Here is an 18,207-nt window from a genome sequence, read left to right as displayed (position 1 = left end):
GATTAGATGATGATAAACTTACAGACAAATTAAGTGAGTATATAGGTTTAATAGGTGCTGAGTGTTGTCCCGTTGGAGAACATTCAGTTACAGTAGAATAGTTTTTTAAAAACTTACCTTAATATTACAAAGCCTAGATTCATTATCTAGGCTTTTTTTAGTTTATTAAAACAATACTTTTTAGGAAAAACGCATTTATTTTAATCTTTTTTTGTTAATTTATATTATGCGCGCATAGTTTTTTAAGATTTTATTTATATATTGGCTTATTAACTTAAACTAATTATTGCTTAAATGAAGACAATTCTACCCTTCCTACTGTTGTTTTTGTGCAGTTTCACTTACGCTCAAACAACAGTAACAGGCTCAGTTACTGATGATAATGGTCAACCCATTCCAGGAGCAAACGTAATTATAGTAGGTACCACAGTTGGTATTGTTACAGATTTTGATGGTAACTTCACGTTAACATACAATGAAAACCCACCATTTTCTATACAAGCCAGTAGTGTTGGCTTTGAATCTGCTACTGCTCAAATTACAAAATACAAACAAAATGTTTCTTTAGTTTTAAAAGAAGGAAACGCTTTAGATGAAGTTGTAATATCTGCTTCTAGAACACCTGAACGTATTTTTGAATCGCCTGTAACAGTTGAACGCTTTGGCCTTAAAGAAATTAAAAACACAGCTTCTTCTGAATTTTATGATGGTTTAGAAAACTTAAAAGGTGTAGATATTAACACAAATAGTTTAACATTTAAATCTATAAACACCAGAGGTTTTGCAACGTTTGCAAACACACGTTTTATGCAACGTGTTGATGGTATGGATAATGCCGCACCTGCATTAAACTTCCCGCTAGGAAATTTACTAGGTATGGTAGAAACTGATGTACAAAGCGTAGAGCTTTTACCCGGTGCTGCATCTGCTTTGTATGGTGCCAATGCGTTTAATGGTATTTTATTCATGACAAGTAAAAACCCATTTGATCACGCAGGTATTAGTGCTTATTTTAAAATGGGAATAACATCACAAGAAGCCGCTGGAGATAATGAGTATAAAGATTATGGCATTAGAGTTGCACATAAATTTAGCGATAAGTTTGCAGCCAAAGTAAACTTTAGTTATTTACAAGGAACAGATTGGGTAGCAAATGACACAAGAGGCAAAGACAGAAATACAACATTTATAAAAAACAACAGCACCAGAGAAAATGATCCTGATTATGATGGCGTGAATGTTTATGGAGATTTAGCATCTACTAATCTTAGAAATGTAAAAGAAAGCCCAACCTTCTTAAGTCAATTACCAAACCCCGCCTTGGCTAATTTAATTCCTGATGTTAATGTTAGTAGAACAGGGTATCATGAAGCAGATTTAACAAATTACGATGCCAAAAGTATTAAAACCGATTGGGGATTATATTATCGCCCATGGGAAAATGATTTTGAAATTCAATACGTTGGTAAAATAGGTTCCGGTTCTACCATCTATCAAGGTTCTAACAGGTATTCTATTAAAAACTTCTTCTTACAACAACATAAATTAGAAATTAAAAACGATAACTTTTTTATAAGAGGTTACGTAACTGCTGATAATGCAGGAGACTCTTATGATATGGTTTTTACAGGTGTTAACATTAATAGAAAATGGAAATCTGATGACCAATGGTTTGGTGAGTATGCTGGTGCCTTTTTACAAGCCACACTAGCTGGTTTAAATGGAGACCAAGCCCATGCTGCTGCAAGACAAGCTGCTGATACTGGTCGTTTTGAACCTGGAACACCTGAATTTCAACAAGCTTTTAACGCTGTAACAAACGACCCTGATATTGCAACAGGAAGTCAGTTAAAAGACGAATCTAAAATTTACCACTCTGATGCTAATTACAATTTTAGTCATCTAATTGATTGGGCTGAAATTCAAGTTGGTGGTTCATACAGAAAATATGTATTAAATTCTTTCGGTTCTATTTACACTGATAGAAATGATGAAATTCCATATTCTGAAGTTGGTTTATATACACAAATTCAGAAAAAATTCTTAGAAGATGATAGATTGAAGGTAACAGCTTCGTTACGCTATGACAAATCTGAACTGTTTGACGCCTTCTTTTCACCTAGACTTTCATTAGGTTATAATATTGGAGAAAATAATAACCACAATATAAGAGCATCATTCCAAACAGGCTTTAGAAACCCTGATACACAAGCCTTATATATTGGCTTTAACGTTGGGCCAATTACACTTATTGGTAGTGCTTTTGACAATCCTGAAAGATTTACAAGAACAGTAAGCGGCACAGAAATATCACCAACAGGGCAAGCAATTTTAGGTACAAACTCATACACCTACAACGCTAATGGCGCTTATGATAATTCATTTACGCGTAGCTCTGTTACTGCTTTTGCTGCATCACAAAACCCAACAGACTTAGAAATAGCAAACCCAGATTTAGTTGAACCAGAACAAGTAAGTTCATTTGAAGTTGGGTATAGAGGTAAAATTGATAAAATAAGTTTAGACTTTAGTGCTTATTACAATCAATATAAAGACTTTATTACTACTGTTGATGTTATTAACCCATACTATGGCGATGTGCAATTATCGCAAACATTTCCTGTAAACGGTACACCAACACCATTATCTGTAATTGCTCTTGCAAATGAAGATTTTCAAGCTTACAGAGCTTACACTAACACTTCTGAAGATGTTAGTTCATACGGTGCTTCTTTAGGCGTTTCAACAAAAATATTTGGCGATTTTGATTTAGGCGCAAATTACACATATGCTAAATTAGATTTTGACAGACAAGCAAACTCTGATTTCCAAACAAATTTTAACACACCAGAACACAAGTTTAAAGCCACCTTTGGGAATACTGAGTTATTTGAAAACTTTGGTTTTAATTTAGCTTGGAGATGGAGTGACAATTACGTTTGGGAGGCTTCTTTTTTAACTGCCGATGTACCTGCATACCATGTACTAGATGCTCAAATAAATTTAAGAGTACCTAGTTTAAAATCATCATTTAAAGTTGGGGCAACTAATCTTTTAGGTGATGAATACTTTACTGCAGCAGGAACAGGATTCATAGGGTCTCAATACTATGTATCTTGGATAATTAATAACCTATAAAAATAAAATTATGAAATTTAAATATATATGGCTTTTAGTAATTTTAGTAGGATTTATTTCCTGTGATGATTTAGAAAGCCCAATACCAGACCAAGAAATTTTACCAGAATTAACTTCGGGTAGCGCAGATTTTTCTAACTATGTAGCTTTAGGCGCCTCATTTACAGCAGGCTTTACAGATAATGCTTTATTTAAAGCATCTCAACAAAATTCATTCCCTAATATGCTTGCAAGCAAATTTGCATTGGCTGGTGGTGGTGATTTTTCTCAACCTTTAATGAATGATAATATTGGAGGCTTAGCGGCTAATGGTAATAGAATTACTGACCCTAGATTAGTTTTCAATGGCTCTGCACCAGCTAGTTTAGAAACCGTTATTGGCCCTGTAACCGTATCAACTGATATTGTATTAAATAACCCAACAGGCCCTTTTAATAACTTAGGCGTACCAGGTGCAAAAAGTTTCCATTTAGTTGCTAATGGCTTTGGTAACCTTCAAAATTTTCCAACGGCCGCAAACCCGTATGCTATTCGTATAACAGGTGATGCTTCAAATGCGTCTATTTTAGATTTAGCTTTAGAACAAAATCCAACCTTTTTTACATTATCTGAAATTGGTGGAAACGATGTTTTAGGCTATGCTATCACAGGAGGTGATGGCAGCAATCCAATTACAGATACTACAACTTTTAATAATGCATTTGGTTTTCTTGTTTCTGAACTCACAAAAAATGGTGCAAAAGGTGTAGTTACAACCGTACCTTACATTACAGATTTGGCTCATTTTACAACTGTGCCTCATAATGCTTTAGACCCTACAAATGAAACATTCGGACCATTAATTCCTACATTAAATGGTATATTTGGTCAAATAAACTTAGTTTATCAAGCTTTAGGTCACCCAGAAAGACAAATTGTTTTTTCTGAAACCAGTGCAAGTGCAGTATTAATTAAAGACGAATCTTTAGAAAATATAGCTGCAGATATGGCTGCAGCATTTAATGCTAGTCCAACTTTTCCAGCATTTATACAATCTTTAGGTTTACCGGCTCAAGCCGCCCCCGCCGTAGCAAATTTATTAGGTTTAGCCTATGGGCAATCTAGACAAGCAACAGCCAATGATTTATTAGTATTACCAAGTAGTTCTGTAATTGGAACTGCAAATACACAATTCTATACTTTTTTAACAACTCAAAATATTCCACCACAATTGGCTGGTCAATTTTCTGTTGAAGGTATTACCTACCCTTTAGATGATAAATGGGTTTTAACTCCTGAAGAGCAAATGAAAATTAGCGCAGCCACAGATGTCTTTAATGCTACTATTACATCAGTTGCAAATGGAAATGAAAATGTTGCACTGTTAGATTTGAATGCTATTTTAACTGAATTAGCTTCAACAGGCATCATGTTTGATGGTTATTCTTTAAAATCTAGCTTAGTTACTGGTGGTGCTATTAGTTTAGATGGTATACACCTAACAGCAAGAGGTTATGCGCTTATGGCAAACAAGTTTTTAGAGGTTATTGATACTGAATTTGGCAGCAATTTTGAGGCCTCAGGCAATCTTTTAAAAGCTAGTAATTACCAAACAAATTATTCGCCTACACTACAATAAATATCACATACTATACAAATTTTTAAAACACCTTCAATATGAAGGTGTTTTTTCTTACTAAAAAAGAGTAAAAAAGACGTATATGTTTTAATTAAAACATATATCTTTGCAGCCGAAAACAAAACCATGTTTTCTAACAATTAAATCGCATAATATTAAACAGATAAGTAATGTCAAAAGTTACAGGTAAAGTTGCACAAATAGTAGGACCAGTTATTGATGTAGAATTCGGAGCAGGGTCTGAACTTCCAAAGATTTATGATTCATTAGAAATTAAGAAGCCAGATGGCTCTACATTAGTATTAGAAGTTCAATCTCATATTGGTGAAGATACGGTTAGAACTATTGCAATGGATTCTTCTGATGGTTTAAGCAGAGGTACTGAAGTTGTTGCAACTGGTGCCCCAATTCAAATGCCAATAGGAGAAGATGTTTACGGACGTTTATTTAACGTTATTGGAGATGCTATTGATGGTTTAGGTGATTTACCTAAAGCTAATGAAGCTGGATTACCAATTCACCGTGAAGCTCCTAAATTTGAAGATTTATCTACATCTACTGAGGTGTTATTTACTGGTATTAAAGTAATTGATTTAATTGAGCCTTACGCAAAAGGTGGTAAAATTGGATTATTTGGTGGTGCTGGTGTTGGTAAAACAGTATTAATACAAGAGTTAATTAACAATATTGCAAAAGGTCACGGTGGTTTATCAGTATTTGCTGGTGTAGGTGAAAGAACACGTGAAGGAAATGACCTTTTAAGAGAAATGCTAGAATCTGGTATTATTAAATACGGTGATGATTTTATGCACTCTATGGAAGAAGGTGGATGGGATCTATCAAAAGTTGATAAAAACACCATGAAAGAGTCTAAAGCTACTTTCGTTTTCGGACAAATGAATGAGCCTCCTGGAGCTCGTGCTCGTGTAGCACTTTCAGGTTTAACCATAGCAGAATATTTCCGTGATGGTGCTGGTGACGGACAAGGAAAAGACGTACTTTTCTTCGTAGATAACATCTTCCGTTTTACACAAGCAGGATCTGAGGTGTCTGCACTTTTAGGTCGTATGCCATCTGCGGTAGGTTACCAACCAACATTAGCAACAGAAATGGGTGCAATGCAAGAGCGTATTACGTCTACTAAAAAAGGATCTATTACATCTGTACAAGCGGTTTACGTACCTGCAGATGATTTAACAGATCCTGCGCCTGCTACTACGTTTGCTCACTTAGATGCAACAACAGTATTATCTCGTAAAATTGCAGAGTTAGGTATTTACCCAGCGGTAGACCCATTAGATTCTACTTCTAGAATCTTAACACCTGAAATTTTAGGTACAGAGCATTATGCCTGTGCACAACGTGTAAAAGAGCTTTTACAACGTTATAAAGAGTTACAAGATATTATTGCTATTCTAGGTATGGAAGAATTATCTGAAGAAGATAAATTAGCCGTATCTCGTGCGCGTAGAGTTCAACGTTTCTTATCACAACCTTTCCACGTAGCTGAACAATTTACTGGTATACCTGGTGTATTAGTTGATATTAAAGATACTATTAAAGGCTTTAATATGATTATGGATGGTGAACTAGATAACTTACCAGAAGCTGCTTTTAACCTTAAAGGTACTATTGAAGAAGCTATTGAAGCTGGTGAGAAAATGTTAGCTGAGGCGTAAAACTAGTTAGCAGTAATAAGTAATTACAGTCTACTATGACTGAAAACTGTACACTGCGTGCTGTAAACTAAAAGAATATGTATTTAGAAATTGTATCACCAGAAGCCACTTTATTTAGTGGAGAAGTTGATTCTGTAGCTGTTCCAGGTGTGAATGGCGAGTTTCAAATGTTAAATAATCACGCACCAATAATTTCTTTATTGAAAGAAGGTATTGTTAAAATTCATACGCACACACAAACACACTTAGAGTTTAACGACTTAAATGGCAAAGTTGTGCCACTTGCTGACGATGATAAAATTTTAACTGTTCAAATAAACTCTGGAACAATTGAAATGAAAGATAACAAAGTAATTGTTTTGGCAGATTAAAATAAATACAACATTATAAATTATAAAAAAAGCGAACCGTAATGGATTCGCTTTTTTGTTTGTTGTATACATTAGAGAGAGTTAATATAATCCTCTAAATTTACGCTTCTTGAAAGCTTCATTTTTTTCCTAATTCTGTGACGCGATGTGTGCACAGATTCTACAGATATACCCAATAAACGCGCCATATCTTTACTTGAAAAGTTCAATTTTATAAGCGCACAAATTTTTTGATCGCCTTGGCTTAAGTTTGGAAATTTATCAAACATTTTCTTATAAAAATCTTTATTCACATCAATAAAACGAAGCTTAAACTCTTCCCAATTTTGATTATTGCTAACAGATATTGAACGAAGAACTTTGTTAACCTCATGCACTTTTATTTTTTCGTCTTTTACTCTAACTTTTGATTTTAGGGTTTTTAAAAACTCTTCTTTTTCAATTAGCTGTAAAGCAGATGCTGCCAATTCTTTATTTTTAAGTTCAAGCAACTCTTGTGTTTTTTTATTTTCTAACTCTTGGTTCTTCTTAATAAGCGCTTTTTCTGCGTTATGTTTAGCTCTTAAGTGTTTTACATATATAAAGGCTAAAACGGCAATAAAAACAATTGAAACTAACAATATTATGCGCTCTAGGTTACTAATTTCATCTTCTTGCTCAAGTTGTTTTAAGTATTGCTCTTGTATGCGAGCTTCTTGTTTTAATTTTTCAATTCTGTAATTATCTTTAATCTCTAATAATGATTGATTATTTGAACTTCTGCTATCAAAAAAAAGTTCATTTAGTTGTTTAGCTAACTCTAAGTGTTTAAATGCATTTTTAAAATCATTCTTTTTTAAATACATATTACTTAACTTCTCATGCACTAATGGTATAAAATCTTTATGTGAGTTGTATTCTTTAGAAATTGCTAAAGATTTCATATATAAATCTTCACTAACATTTAACTTATTCAATGCAAGATAAATGTCTGCCCATTGTTTGTAAAAAAGTACTAAATAAGATGGGTTATTCTTTTTAAACCATGGATAAATATCTTCTAAAAGCTTTATAGCCTCAGTTTCTTTATTGGTTTTAGATAAAACATATGCTTTTTCAAAATGAACTAAAGCCTTTGGGAAATCATTGAGTTTTTCTGGCATTATTTGATAGCAACTATCAACATAAGTTTTTGCCAAGTTAGGCTTGTTTAATTCACGATATGTACTAGCTATAAAGTAATAATAGGGTATTAATTCACTTTTATTTAAGCCTTCTGCTTCAATACTATGCTTTCTAAGTAGTAAGGCTTTATTAAGATATTTTAATGCATCGTCTTCTCGTTTATAATAACTATAAATTCTACCTAATCTATGATAAATTAAAGATTTAATATTATCATTTTTAAAATTATCGGTAAGCATTAATGCGCTCCAATACGCATCATATGATTTTGAGTAGTTGGCATTATTTTCAAAAATATGTGCTTTTGCTAATAAACTATTGGCAGCTTGTATAGTATCATTTTCATTTATAAAAACCTTAAAACTCTGTTCTAAAAGTGCTATAGAACTATCAGGAAATTTATATCTTAATTCATTGGCCTTATTTCTTAATATTAAACCTGAATTAATACTATCTTTTTGAATTTTAGTTAAACCAAAAGATAATGTGTTTATAGCAAAATATACTATGGCAACCATAGCCAATCTTGGTAGCGTATTCATTGTAATTAATGTAAAGTTTAGTTTAGTGATTTTAAATATAGATAAAACATATGCTAAAATTAGCACATGTCAAGTTTTTGTGCAGTAGTAAAAACCAAATAAAACAGAAATAAATCGCAATTATTCATCTGAAAACATGACGTTTATGTGATTTCATAAACAACATATGCTCATTTTAAAAAAAACATATGTTTAGTTAAAAAACAGGAAATAGTAAGTTTATAATAACGATATTAACTTTTAAATTAACCTCTAAAACCAAACAAAAAAGATGAAATATTAATAGCATTGCTTTCTGTATAAATATGATGAAATAAATAAAAACAACATTCATTAAAATATTATAACCAAACTTTAATTGTTTGAAAATATTAAAATATAGACTGTAAGTATTAAATAAATGTTAATTTACAAAAACACTTTGGTATAAAAACCTCAAAATAAGGTGTTTATAATAATTAAATTGAGTTTATATCAAGTTTTATTATAATCATAAAATTATTTTGTCTAGTTATGATACAGTACTAAAAACATAACAAAAGTAGCTATCATATTAATTTAGAGTTCTTTAAAACTAAACTAAATATATGATGAAATTAAACTTTTGTTTGAAACAAGGTTTTAAGTATGTACTCTACTTTGCTTTGTTTATTGTCTTTTGTGGAAACTTACATGCCCAAAGTAAAACTATAAAAGGTGTAGTTAGTGCAGATGGCGGACTTCCATTACCAGGCGTTACCATTTTAGTTAAAGGCTCAACTAAAGGAACCGCTTCAGATTTTGATGGTAATTATGAGTTAAATGCTAATACCAATGATGTGTTGGTATTTAGTTTTATTGGTTACACAACTAAAGAAGTTACCGTTGGAAACAAAACAACACTTAATGTAACTTTAGAAGAAAACCTATCTAAACTAGATGAAGTAATTGTTGTTGGTTACGGTACGCAAAAAAAGAAAGAGGTTACAGGTGCTGTAGCCAAAGTAAGTGCCGATGAAATTGTAAAAGCACCGGTTGCAGATTTAGGAGCTGCCATACAAGGTAAAGTTGCAGGTGTTAACATTCAAGCAGCTAGTGGTAGACCCGGCGAATCTTCAAATGTACAAATTCGTGGTTTAGCTTCAATTAATGGTGGCGAGCCTTTGTATATTGTAGATAATATTCCGCAAGAAGGCAATCCTAATATTCCACCAGAACAAATTGAATCTATTGACATTTTAAAAGATGGTGCTTCGGCAGCCATTTATGGTATTAGAGCTACCGGTGGTGTAATTCTTATTACTACTAAAAAAGGTAAATCTGGTAATATGAAGGTAGATGTATCTACATACACCGGTATTCAAAACATCACCTCTGGTACACCTTTAATGAATACAACACAACAGTTGTATAATTTAGAGGTAACTACAGAACAATTAGGTACAGAACCTTTAACATTCTTTTTTCAGCCAGATGCTTTAGATTATGACTCAGATTTTGTAGCCGATGTACAAAATGATAATGCCATAATACAAAATGCAAACCTTAATATTTCAGGTGGTATTCAAGATTTAACTTTTAACTTTTCAACCAACTATTTTAAACAAGATGGTGTATTAATTAATTCTGGCTTTGATAGATTATCAAACAGAATAACAGGGCAGTTTTCAAAAGGAAAATTTAAAGCATTTGCTACTATAGGTATGACTACTGAAAACAGAACGCAAGAACCTTGGGCTTTGTATGAATACGCCATTGGTCAATCACCTTGGGCAAGACCACTAAATGCTATCCCAAGTGTTGGCCAAAATAGTGTTGAACTTGATGTTGGTAACGAAATATTTTACAGTTTTTTATCAAGACAATTAGATAATGTTGATGAACGCGAAGTAAAATCAAACAACATTGCTTTAAACTTAGAATATGAAGTTTTAAAAGGTTTAAAATATAAACTTAACCTTGGTAGAAATGAATGGAATTACTTTAGAAGATTCTTTCAACCACAATACCTAGCCTTTTCTAGAGAAGGTGTTTATAACGCTACCGCCTCTAGACCACAAGCTACTTTAGATGAAGATTATATTTTCACTAAAAGAGAAACCATAGAGCATATACTTAATTACTCTACAAGTTTTGGTTTACATAATTTAAATCTTTTAGGTGTAATGTCTTATGAAAGATTTAAATCTAGAACTGTTGGTCTTGGTGTTATTTATGATGAAAATGCAAGTAATGATATACAAACACTAGGTGCTGGTGCTGAAGGTATTAAACCTAACTCATATAACATTGATAGAACATTAGCTGGTAAACTTGTTAGAGTACAGTACAACTATAACCAAAAATACTTGTTATCTGCAAGTTACAGGCGCGATGGTTCTTCAAAATTCTCAAGTGATAATAAATATGGAGATTTCTACGGGTTTTCAGCTGGTTGGAACGTACACGAAGAAAACTGGTTTAACCTCCCTTTTATTAACGCATTAAAAATAAGAGGAAGTTGGGCAGAATTAGGTTATGAAGGCGTTTCAGACTATTCATACCAACCTGTAATTGAAACAGGTATAAATTATCCGTTTGGTTTTGATGAAGATTTGCAATTTGGATCGGTTCAAAGACGTTATGCTTCTGATATTTTTTGGGAAACAACCGTATCAAAAAACATAGGTATTGAACTTTCTATGTTTAAAAACAGACTTAATATCACTGCCGATGTTTACCAAAACGATAAACAAGATATGCTATTACAACAGCGTATTGCGCCATCATCGGGTACGCATCAGCCAAGAGCAGCTTCACAATTCAACTTTATAAATATTAATGCTGGTAATATGTTTAATCGTGGTGTTGAATTAGCTGCTAGTTACAAAAACAGTATTGGCGATTTAAAATTTAGTCTTACCGGAACCTTCACAACAAACACAAACGAAGTAACAGATTTAAATGGTATTGAAAGAGGCTATGCAAACGGTAGACCACTTGTTTCTAGAGGTCAAAACATTGAATACACCACTTTTTTAGCTAAAGGTTATGAAGCTGGCGCTTTCTTTTTATTCCAAAATGATGGTGTTATTAAAACACAAGAACAACTTGACGAGTACACACAACTAGATTTAAGCAGTGTAAGTACACCTCAATTAGGAGATATGATGTATAAAGACACAAACAATGATGGTAAAATTGATGACAAAGACAGGGTGTATTCTGGCTCCGGGCAACCAGAATTTGAAGCTGGTTTAAACCTAAACCTAAAATACAAAAACTTTGATTTTGATGTACAAGGATACTATGTTGGCGGTACAGAAATTTACAACGGTGCCAAACTATATGCCTATACAGCAGGTAGGCACATAGATTTATTAAACATGTGGAGTCCGCAAAATCCAACATCAAACATCCCAACATTTAGGCAAAACGCATTTCATAGTAATGTTAGAGCTGCCTCTGATTATTTCTTAGAAGATGGTTCTTACTTAAGAATTAGAACACTAACATTGGGTTATTCAATTCCTGGTATTAAAGATGCCACAGGTATTGATAAAGCCAGAGTATTTTTAACATCAACCAACCCATTTACCTTTACAAACTACTCTGGTTATGATCCTGAAGTTGGTGGCGATGGTTTATTTACACGTGGTATAGATAGCGGTAGCTACCCAGTTACCCGCCAATTTATGTTTGGTGTACAGTTAAGTTTCTAAAAAAATAAAAAAAGTATTATGAAAATATATAATAAAGTTTTAACCCTAATTTTCTTTAGCACACTTGCGTTTGTAAGTTGTAATGAAAGTAATTTTCTTGAGGAAATTAACCCTAATGCCATTACTACTGAAACCTTTTGGCAGTCTGAAAAACAATTTAATAGTGCACTAACAACAGTTTATGGTGCACTACAATTTCCAAGTGTAAGCGGTGGTGAACTGCAATATGAATTTGTTTTAGGTGATATAGCCGGAACAGAATCTTGGTACCGCCCAAATGCATTCAGAAATTTAACCTATAATGATGGTATTTATCACATAACCGATAAATGGGATCAATTATACGTAGGTATTTTTAGAGCCAACCAAGTTATTCAATTTATACAACAAGCAGACCCAACAGTGTTTAACGGTAATACAAAAGCCGAAATTGAAGGGCAAGCGCGTTTTTTAAGAGCGTTTTTCTACTTTCAATTAGCACACACTTACGGTGGTGCTGTAATACATAACGAAGTTGCTGAAGGGCTTGATGATTTTAACAAACCCTTTTCATCAATTAATGATGTAAATACTACTATAATAATACCAGATTTAGAATTTGCCATTGAAAACCTTCCGCAATCTTGGGACACTAACAATGTTGGGCGTGCAACATGGGGAGCCGCAACTACACTATTAGGAAAAGTACATTTATATGATGAAAACTGGCCAACTGCAGCTACACTTTTCAAACAAGTAATAGATTCTGAGGTATATGCGCTTACCCGAGATATTACTGATAACTTTTGGCATGAAAATGAATTTAACGAAGAATCTATCTTTGAAGTAAACTATTCTTTTGATATAGCGCCTGGTGTACCCGGTGCCGTTGTTGATGACAATGCCAATGAATCTGGTGCAGAATCTACCGCTATGGCAACAGCCGTAGGCCAATTAAACTTTGGTGCTTTTAATACCATATTACCATCATATAACTTACACGAAATGTTAGTAAATGATGAAGTAGACCCAAACAACCCTATTAATGATGGTAACTTAGAATCTAGAAGAATGAATGGCACTATTGCACCAAGAAACTTTGAAGGTTTATACTATCAGCTTCCGCAAGGTGAACCACGTGGTTGGGGTTTTGGTCAAAGCGCTTATGTAAAAAAACATTCAAATTGGTATCATTTACCTGCAGAACCAGCTCTTTCTAGATCTGGCATTAATTTTAGACACATTAGATATGCCGATGTACTTTTAATGTATGCTGAAGCCATAATTAATGCTAGCGGAGATTACACAACAGCTATTGAATATATTGATATGGTTAGAAAACGTGCCGGTGTTTACACGCTGCAACAATACATGGATATGAATGGCGGTATGTTTCCACAACTTCACGTTAGCAAACAAGTGCATGGTAGCCAACCATTAGTACCAGCAAATGCTCAAACAGTTTTAACACACATACAACGTGTTGAAAGAGCTGTAGAGCTTTGTTTTGAAGGTCATAGATGGAAAGACCTTGTACGCTGGGGTATTGTAAAAGAAGTTTTTGATGAATTACGTGCCGATGAAATTTGGAGAGAAAACAATAAAGATACCGTACTACAAGTAGATGATAATGGTGTTGAACCATTATTTATTATTGAAAGAATAAGACCAGATTTTTTCTTGGCTTCACAAAACTATAATCCTTCACAACACAACTACTTCCCTATTCCAAACGGCGAAGTACAAACCAATGATGGATTGACTAACTAAAAAAAATTGTTTGAATTATGAAAAATATAAAATTTTTAATCGTAATAATCTTAACGGCCACCTTTGCTGTAAGCTGTTTTGAAGACGATTCTATTAACACAACAGAACCCAATCATAGAGTTATTGTAACCTCTGAAATGAATTTTGATAATACCATAAACCCTGGTGGCCATATAGATTTTGGCGATTTATCACAAGGTGTTCAAAGCAGAACATGGACCTTTCCTGAAAATGCATCGCGTATTTCAGGTGAAGATGGAAATACGTCTACTAAAAATGTTGTTAAAGGTATTTTTAATACACCCGGTGTTTATAATGTAACTTTAAATCAAATTTTTAAAGGCAATGTATACCCAAATGAAGACAGTACAGTACCAAACAACTCAAAAGAACTAGACACCACCATTGTTGTAACTGTGCTAGATTGGGTAGAATCTAACATTAAAGCTTACTATATAAATGAAGATGGCTCTACTGGCAATGAATTAACCATGACTTCTAATGCCGAAAACGAAATTACAGCCAGTGAATTTATAAGGTTAACATACACCGCTATTGGCGCACCTGATGAAGTTGTATGGTCATCGGCAGGAGGAAAACCAACATCTATTACAACTAATGACGAAGCTGAAGTTGACATGAGATTTAGCAAATTAGGCACCTGGGATTTGCAATATATTGCTTCTAGAAGCAGACCAGGAGATGCTGATACCATTGCAATTAAAAATTTCATAAAGGTAATTCCTTCAACAGAACCCGTAACGTTAGATCGTGTTTTTGAAAAAGAATATCAAACAACCTTAGGTTTAGAGTTTAGTAGAGAAATGAACCCAGAAACTGTTAATAAAAACAACTTTTCTATAACTATTGAAACCGCTGCAGGTTCCATTTTAAATCCTGAAATAGCAAGTGTAACTGTTGATGCAAACGAAGGAAACATTATACAAATTGAACTTGCAAATGATATCATGTATAATGATGATGTTGTAAAAGTATCATACACACCGGGTGTTTTAGCTACCATGGATGCTGTTGCTGCAACAGCTATTACAGATGCTGTTTTAACAGATTTCATAAAAACTAATGCTCTAGAAAATACTAATGTTGATTATTCTTTTGAAACCACTGAAGATAGTAATTGGCCATACCTTTGGTGGGGCGACAGATGGGGCGAGTATGATTATAACTTGTCTTTTGATAGAGCCCACACAGGTAGTAAAAGTATGTACATTGAATTTAGACCAAATGGCGGTATGATTATGGGGCACAGAGATAATGACAATGCAAATATTACCTTCCCAGTAGAATCTGGCGTAAACTATGAAATGGGCGCATGGGTATACGTTGAAGATTTAGGAAACATAACCGCTGAAGCTAATATTAGAATGTATTGGACACCTGGTACAAATTGGGGAATTGGTGATAACGTTACATTTACCACCAGTACACCTGTTGGGCAATGGTTTTACTCATCGGCAGTTGTTCAATTTGCCGCAGCTGGAGATGTTAGCTATATGATAAGAGGTGTTAACGATAATACTGAAAGGTTAAAGTTTTACATTGATGATTTAACACTATATAAACTTACAAGCAGACCATAATTTTTTACTATTTACAAGCTGTAAATTGCAATTTGATTTTCAATAAAAAAAGGAAGCTGATAAAGGCTTCCTTTTTTAATTATGCTTTATGTTTACCCCTATACTTTTTTGGTGTAACATGTTTAACTTTTTTAAATTGTTTATGAAAAAAGGTTAAAGACTCATAGCCGCAGGCATAACCAATTTGCGCCACAGACCAATCTGTATCAATTAACATTCTGCTAGCCATATTTATACGGTATTCATTTAAAAAAGTAAAAAAAGGTCGACCCATCATTTTACTAAAAAAACGTGAAAATGAGTATTCAGACATGCTCACTAATTCAGCCAGTTCTTTTAAAAAAATTTTACGTTGATAATTAGCTTCAATAAAATCGTGTATTTTTGTCATTCTACTACCATATTCTGTTGGAATATCATCTTCAAAACTAGCATTAGACAAGTATTTAAAGTCACACGCAGAAAGTGCCAAAAGCAACTCAAGCAAACTAACATACAACGCTTGCCCTTCTAAATAAAGTAAAGTTTCAATTTTAGGCCTTAAAACTTGCACCGTATCTTTTGAAAATAAAATACCTCTAGATGCAGCTTTTAACATATTGAACAAAGCCTCTAATTCTGGCACTCTATTGTAAATGCCTTTGTTCCATTGTATTACAATAGATTCCGGCATCTCACTTTGTTCCTGCAAATTCTTCCAACAATGTGGCAAATAAGACCTTAAAAGCACCAATTCACCTGGTTGATATGAACCTACATAATCGCCAATAAACTTTGTACCCGTACTTTTTGTAATAAAGGTAAGTTCATGCTGCGGATGAAAATGCCATGGCGCATCAAAATCTTCACCACTATACTTATAAGCAAGTATAGAGCGTTTTTCACCTAATTTAATATGCTCTAAAACTGGTTTCATAACTTAAAAAAAGTATTAAAAATAGAAAAACAGTGAATAATATGTATGCAATTATACACTTTAAATGATTTATTATGTGAATAATATGCTTAAAAACTACAAAATTCTGCAAAATAGTTTACTTATTAAACAAAATAAGATAATTATCATATGTAATTAATGGCAATATTTGTATTCTAGAAAAATCTCTTTTTCTAAATTTAAAACACCCAAACACATAACCTTCTTAATAACAAATAGTTAAAAAGATAAAAAATGAAAAAAAGCACACTTCCTGATCCGTTTAAAGAAGCAAGAGAGACCAAAGGTACTGGTGAAATGAATGACCAAAACGATCCTGTAAAAATGGTTTTAGGTCATAAAGACGTGAGAAGATGTGCTCACAATTGGAAAACATTTCAGTCTGGCGGTGATGAAGTTGGGCGCATTGTTGTGCCTTCTGAAGTTCATATTAGAGACACACGTCAAATTCCTTTTGAAGTAGATCCGCCTAAGCACAAAAGCTACCGAGATTTGGTGGAATCTTGGTTTAAACGCCCTTTAGAAGAAGCTTACCAAAAAGCGTTAACCAAAATAATTGAGGGTGTTGTAGATGAAGCTTTAGAAAAACAAACCTTAGAAGTTGTTGAAGAATTTGCTTTAAAACTCCAATCTAGAGCTTTAACACTTTTACTTAATATTCCTTTTGAAGAGTCTGATTTATGGATTTCTTGGGGAACTCACGTATTTAGAAGCGAAGACACTGCCTTAGATGGAGACAAAGCCAATATTTTATATGATTATATAGATGCGCAAATAGATAAAGCTATAGCAAACCCAGGTGATGATTTATACTCTGTTCTTTTAGCTTCTGAAGTTGATGGTAAAAAAATGACCAAAGAAGAAGTTAAAGGTGTGCTTATTTTAACATTTGCCGGTGGTAGAGATACTGTAATTAACGCCGTAACCAATTCCATTGCTTATTTTGCAGATCATCCGGAATCTTTGAAACGCCTACGTGATGAACCAGAAATAATGAATACAGCAATAGAAGAATTAATTCGTTATTTTTCGCCATTAACTCAAATGGGACGTGTAGTTACTGAAGATACGCAAGTTTGTGAACACGCCGTAAAAGCACAAAGCAGAATTTCTATGTGTTGGGCATCAGCTAACAGAGATGAACGTGTTTTTGAAAATGCTAATGAGGTGGTTTTAGATCGAAAAGTGAATCCTCATGTTGCATTTGGATTTGGAACGCATAATTGTTTAGGTGCTACCCATGCACGCCAAATAATGAAAATTTTATTAACCACACTTACTAAAAAAGTAGGTTCTATGGAAATACTAGATTGCAAAGAAAACATTGAAGATTTAGACGAGTTTAAACGTAAAGTAGGCTTTGATAGTATTCAAGTAAAATTCAACAAACTATAAATAATACATTAAAAGAAGATAAAATGGCAAAAATAACATTTATAACAAGTGATAACGAAACTATAGTTGCAGAAGGCACTACAGGAAACGTTATGGAATTAGCAGTAAAAAACAAAGTAAAAGGTATTGATGGTGATTGCGGAGGCGTTTGTTCTTGTGCCACCTGTCATGTACATGTAAATGAAGCCTTTTGGAGTGCTGTTGGTGCACCAAGTGAACTTGAAAGTGATATGTTAGAATTTGATGACAATGTAAGTGATTATAGCAGATTAGCGTGCCAACTTCAAGTAAATGAAGTACCAGACGGCCTAATTTTAAAAGTTGCTAAATAAA

11 protein-coding genes are annotated in these 18,207 nt (G+C 33.4%); 9 read left to right on the top strand and 2 right to left on the bottom strand.

The genetic code is table 11. The features are described 5' to 3' along the window. The first annotated feature begins 294 nt into the window (after positions 1 to 294). From ACXAG4_RS06305 to ACXAG4_RS06290, 4 genes are all read left to right on the top strand, one after another. Complete coding sequence (locus tag ACXAG4_RS06305) at positions 295 to 3,138, top strand: TonB-dependent receptor (RefSeq protein ID WP_475295223.1); 2,844 nt, start codon at positions 295 to 297, stop codon at positions 3,136 to 3,138. A 10-nt stretch (positions 3,139 to 3,148) separates the two neighbouring features. Then, positions 3,149 to 4,756 carry a G-D-S-L family lipolytic protein gene (locus ACXAG4_RS06300; protein WP_475295222.1) on the top strand — a complete coding sequence of 536 codons (1,608 nt, stop codon included), beginning with the start codon at positions 3,149 to 3,151 and terminating at the stop codon, positions 4,754 to 4,756. Between the two features lie 170 nt (positions 4,757 to 4,926). Next, on the top strand, positions 4,927 to 6,435 hold the full coding sequence (atpD, locus tag ACXAG4_RS06295) for a F0F1 ATP synthase subunit beta (RefSeq protein WP_475295221.1): 1,509 nt from the start codon (positions 4,927 to 4,929) through the stop codon (positions 6,433 to 6,435). 77 nt (positions 6,436 to 6,512) lie between these two features. After that, entirely contained in the window at positions 6,513 to 6,806 is a 294-nt protein-coding gene (locus tag ACXAG4_RS06290) for a F0F1 ATP synthase subunit delta/epsilon (protein ID WP_475295220.1), read from the top strand. Positions 6,807 to 6,877: 71 nt separating this feature from the next. On the opposite strand, the gene ACXAG4_RS06285 is transcribed toward ACXAG4_RS06290, so the two are convergent. Continuing rightward, entirely contained in the window at positions 6,878 to 8,512 is a 1,635-nt protein-coding gene (locus ACXAG4_RS06285) for a tetratricopeptide repeat protein (RefSeq protein ID WP_475295219.1), read from the bottom strand. A gap of 587 nt (positions 8,513 to 9,099) precedes the next feature. On the opposite strand from ACXAG4_RS06285, the gene ACXAG4_RS06280 reads away from it, so the two are divergent. Genes ACXAG4_RS06280 through ACXAG4_RS06270 form a run of 3 tightly spaced genes read left to right on the top strand, consistent with a single transcriptional unit; the run spans position 9,100 to position 15,542 of the window. Next, positions 9,100 to 12,192 carry a SusC/RagA family TonB-linked outer membrane protein gene (locus tag ACXAG4_RS06280; RefSeq protein WP_475295218.1) on the top strand — a complete coding sequence of 1,031 codons (3,093 nt, stop codon included), beginning with the start codon at positions 9,100 to 9,102 and terminating at the stop codon, positions 12,190 to 12,192. A gap of 18 nt (positions 12,193 to 12,210) precedes the next feature. Further along, complete coding sequence (locus tag ACXAG4_RS06275; RefSeq protein WP_475295217.1) at positions 12,211 to 13,941, top strand: RagB/SusD family nutrient uptake outer membrane protein; 1,731 nt, start codon at positions 12,211 to 12,213, stop codon at positions 13,939 to 13,941. A gap of 17 nt (positions 13,942 to 13,958) precedes the next feature. After that, the gene (locus ACXAG4_RS06270; protein WP_475295216.1) at positions 13,959 to 15,542 is read left to right on the top strand and encodes a hypothetical protein; all 1,584 of its coding nucleotides are present in this window, start codon (positions 13,959 to 13,961) and stop codon (positions 15,540 to 15,542) included. Positions 15,543 to 15,621: 79 nt separating this feature from the next. On the opposite strand, the gene ACXAG4_RS06265 is transcribed toward ACXAG4_RS06270, so the two are convergent. Then, a complete protein-coding gene (locus ACXAG4_RS06265) occupies positions 15,622 to 16,458 on the bottom strand; it encodes an AraC family transcriptional regulator (RefSeq protein ID WP_475295215.1) in 837 nt (278 codons plus the stop codon). Between the two features lie 255 nt (positions 16,459 to 16,713). On the opposite strand from ACXAG4_RS06265, the gene ACXAG4_RS06260 reads away from it, so the two are divergent. Further along, the gene (locus ACXAG4_RS06260) at positions 16,714 to 17,874 is read left to right on the top strand and encodes a cytochrome P450 (RefSeq protein ID WP_475295214.1); all 1,161 of its coding nucleotides are present in this window, start codon (positions 16,714 to 16,716) and stop codon (positions 17,872 to 17,874) included. A 23-nt stretch (positions 17,875 to 17,897) separates the two neighbouring features. Further along, entirely contained in the window at positions 17,898 to 18,206 is a 309-nt protein-coding gene (locus tag ACXAG4_RS06255) for a 2Fe-2S iron-sulfur cluster-binding protein (protein ID WP_475295213.1), read from the top strand. Position 18,207: the final 1 nt, after the last annotated feature.

The organism is Seonamhaeicola sp. ABD4_175, assembly GCF_056160885.1.
This window is presented reverse-complemented; position numbering and strand designations above follow the sequence as displayed.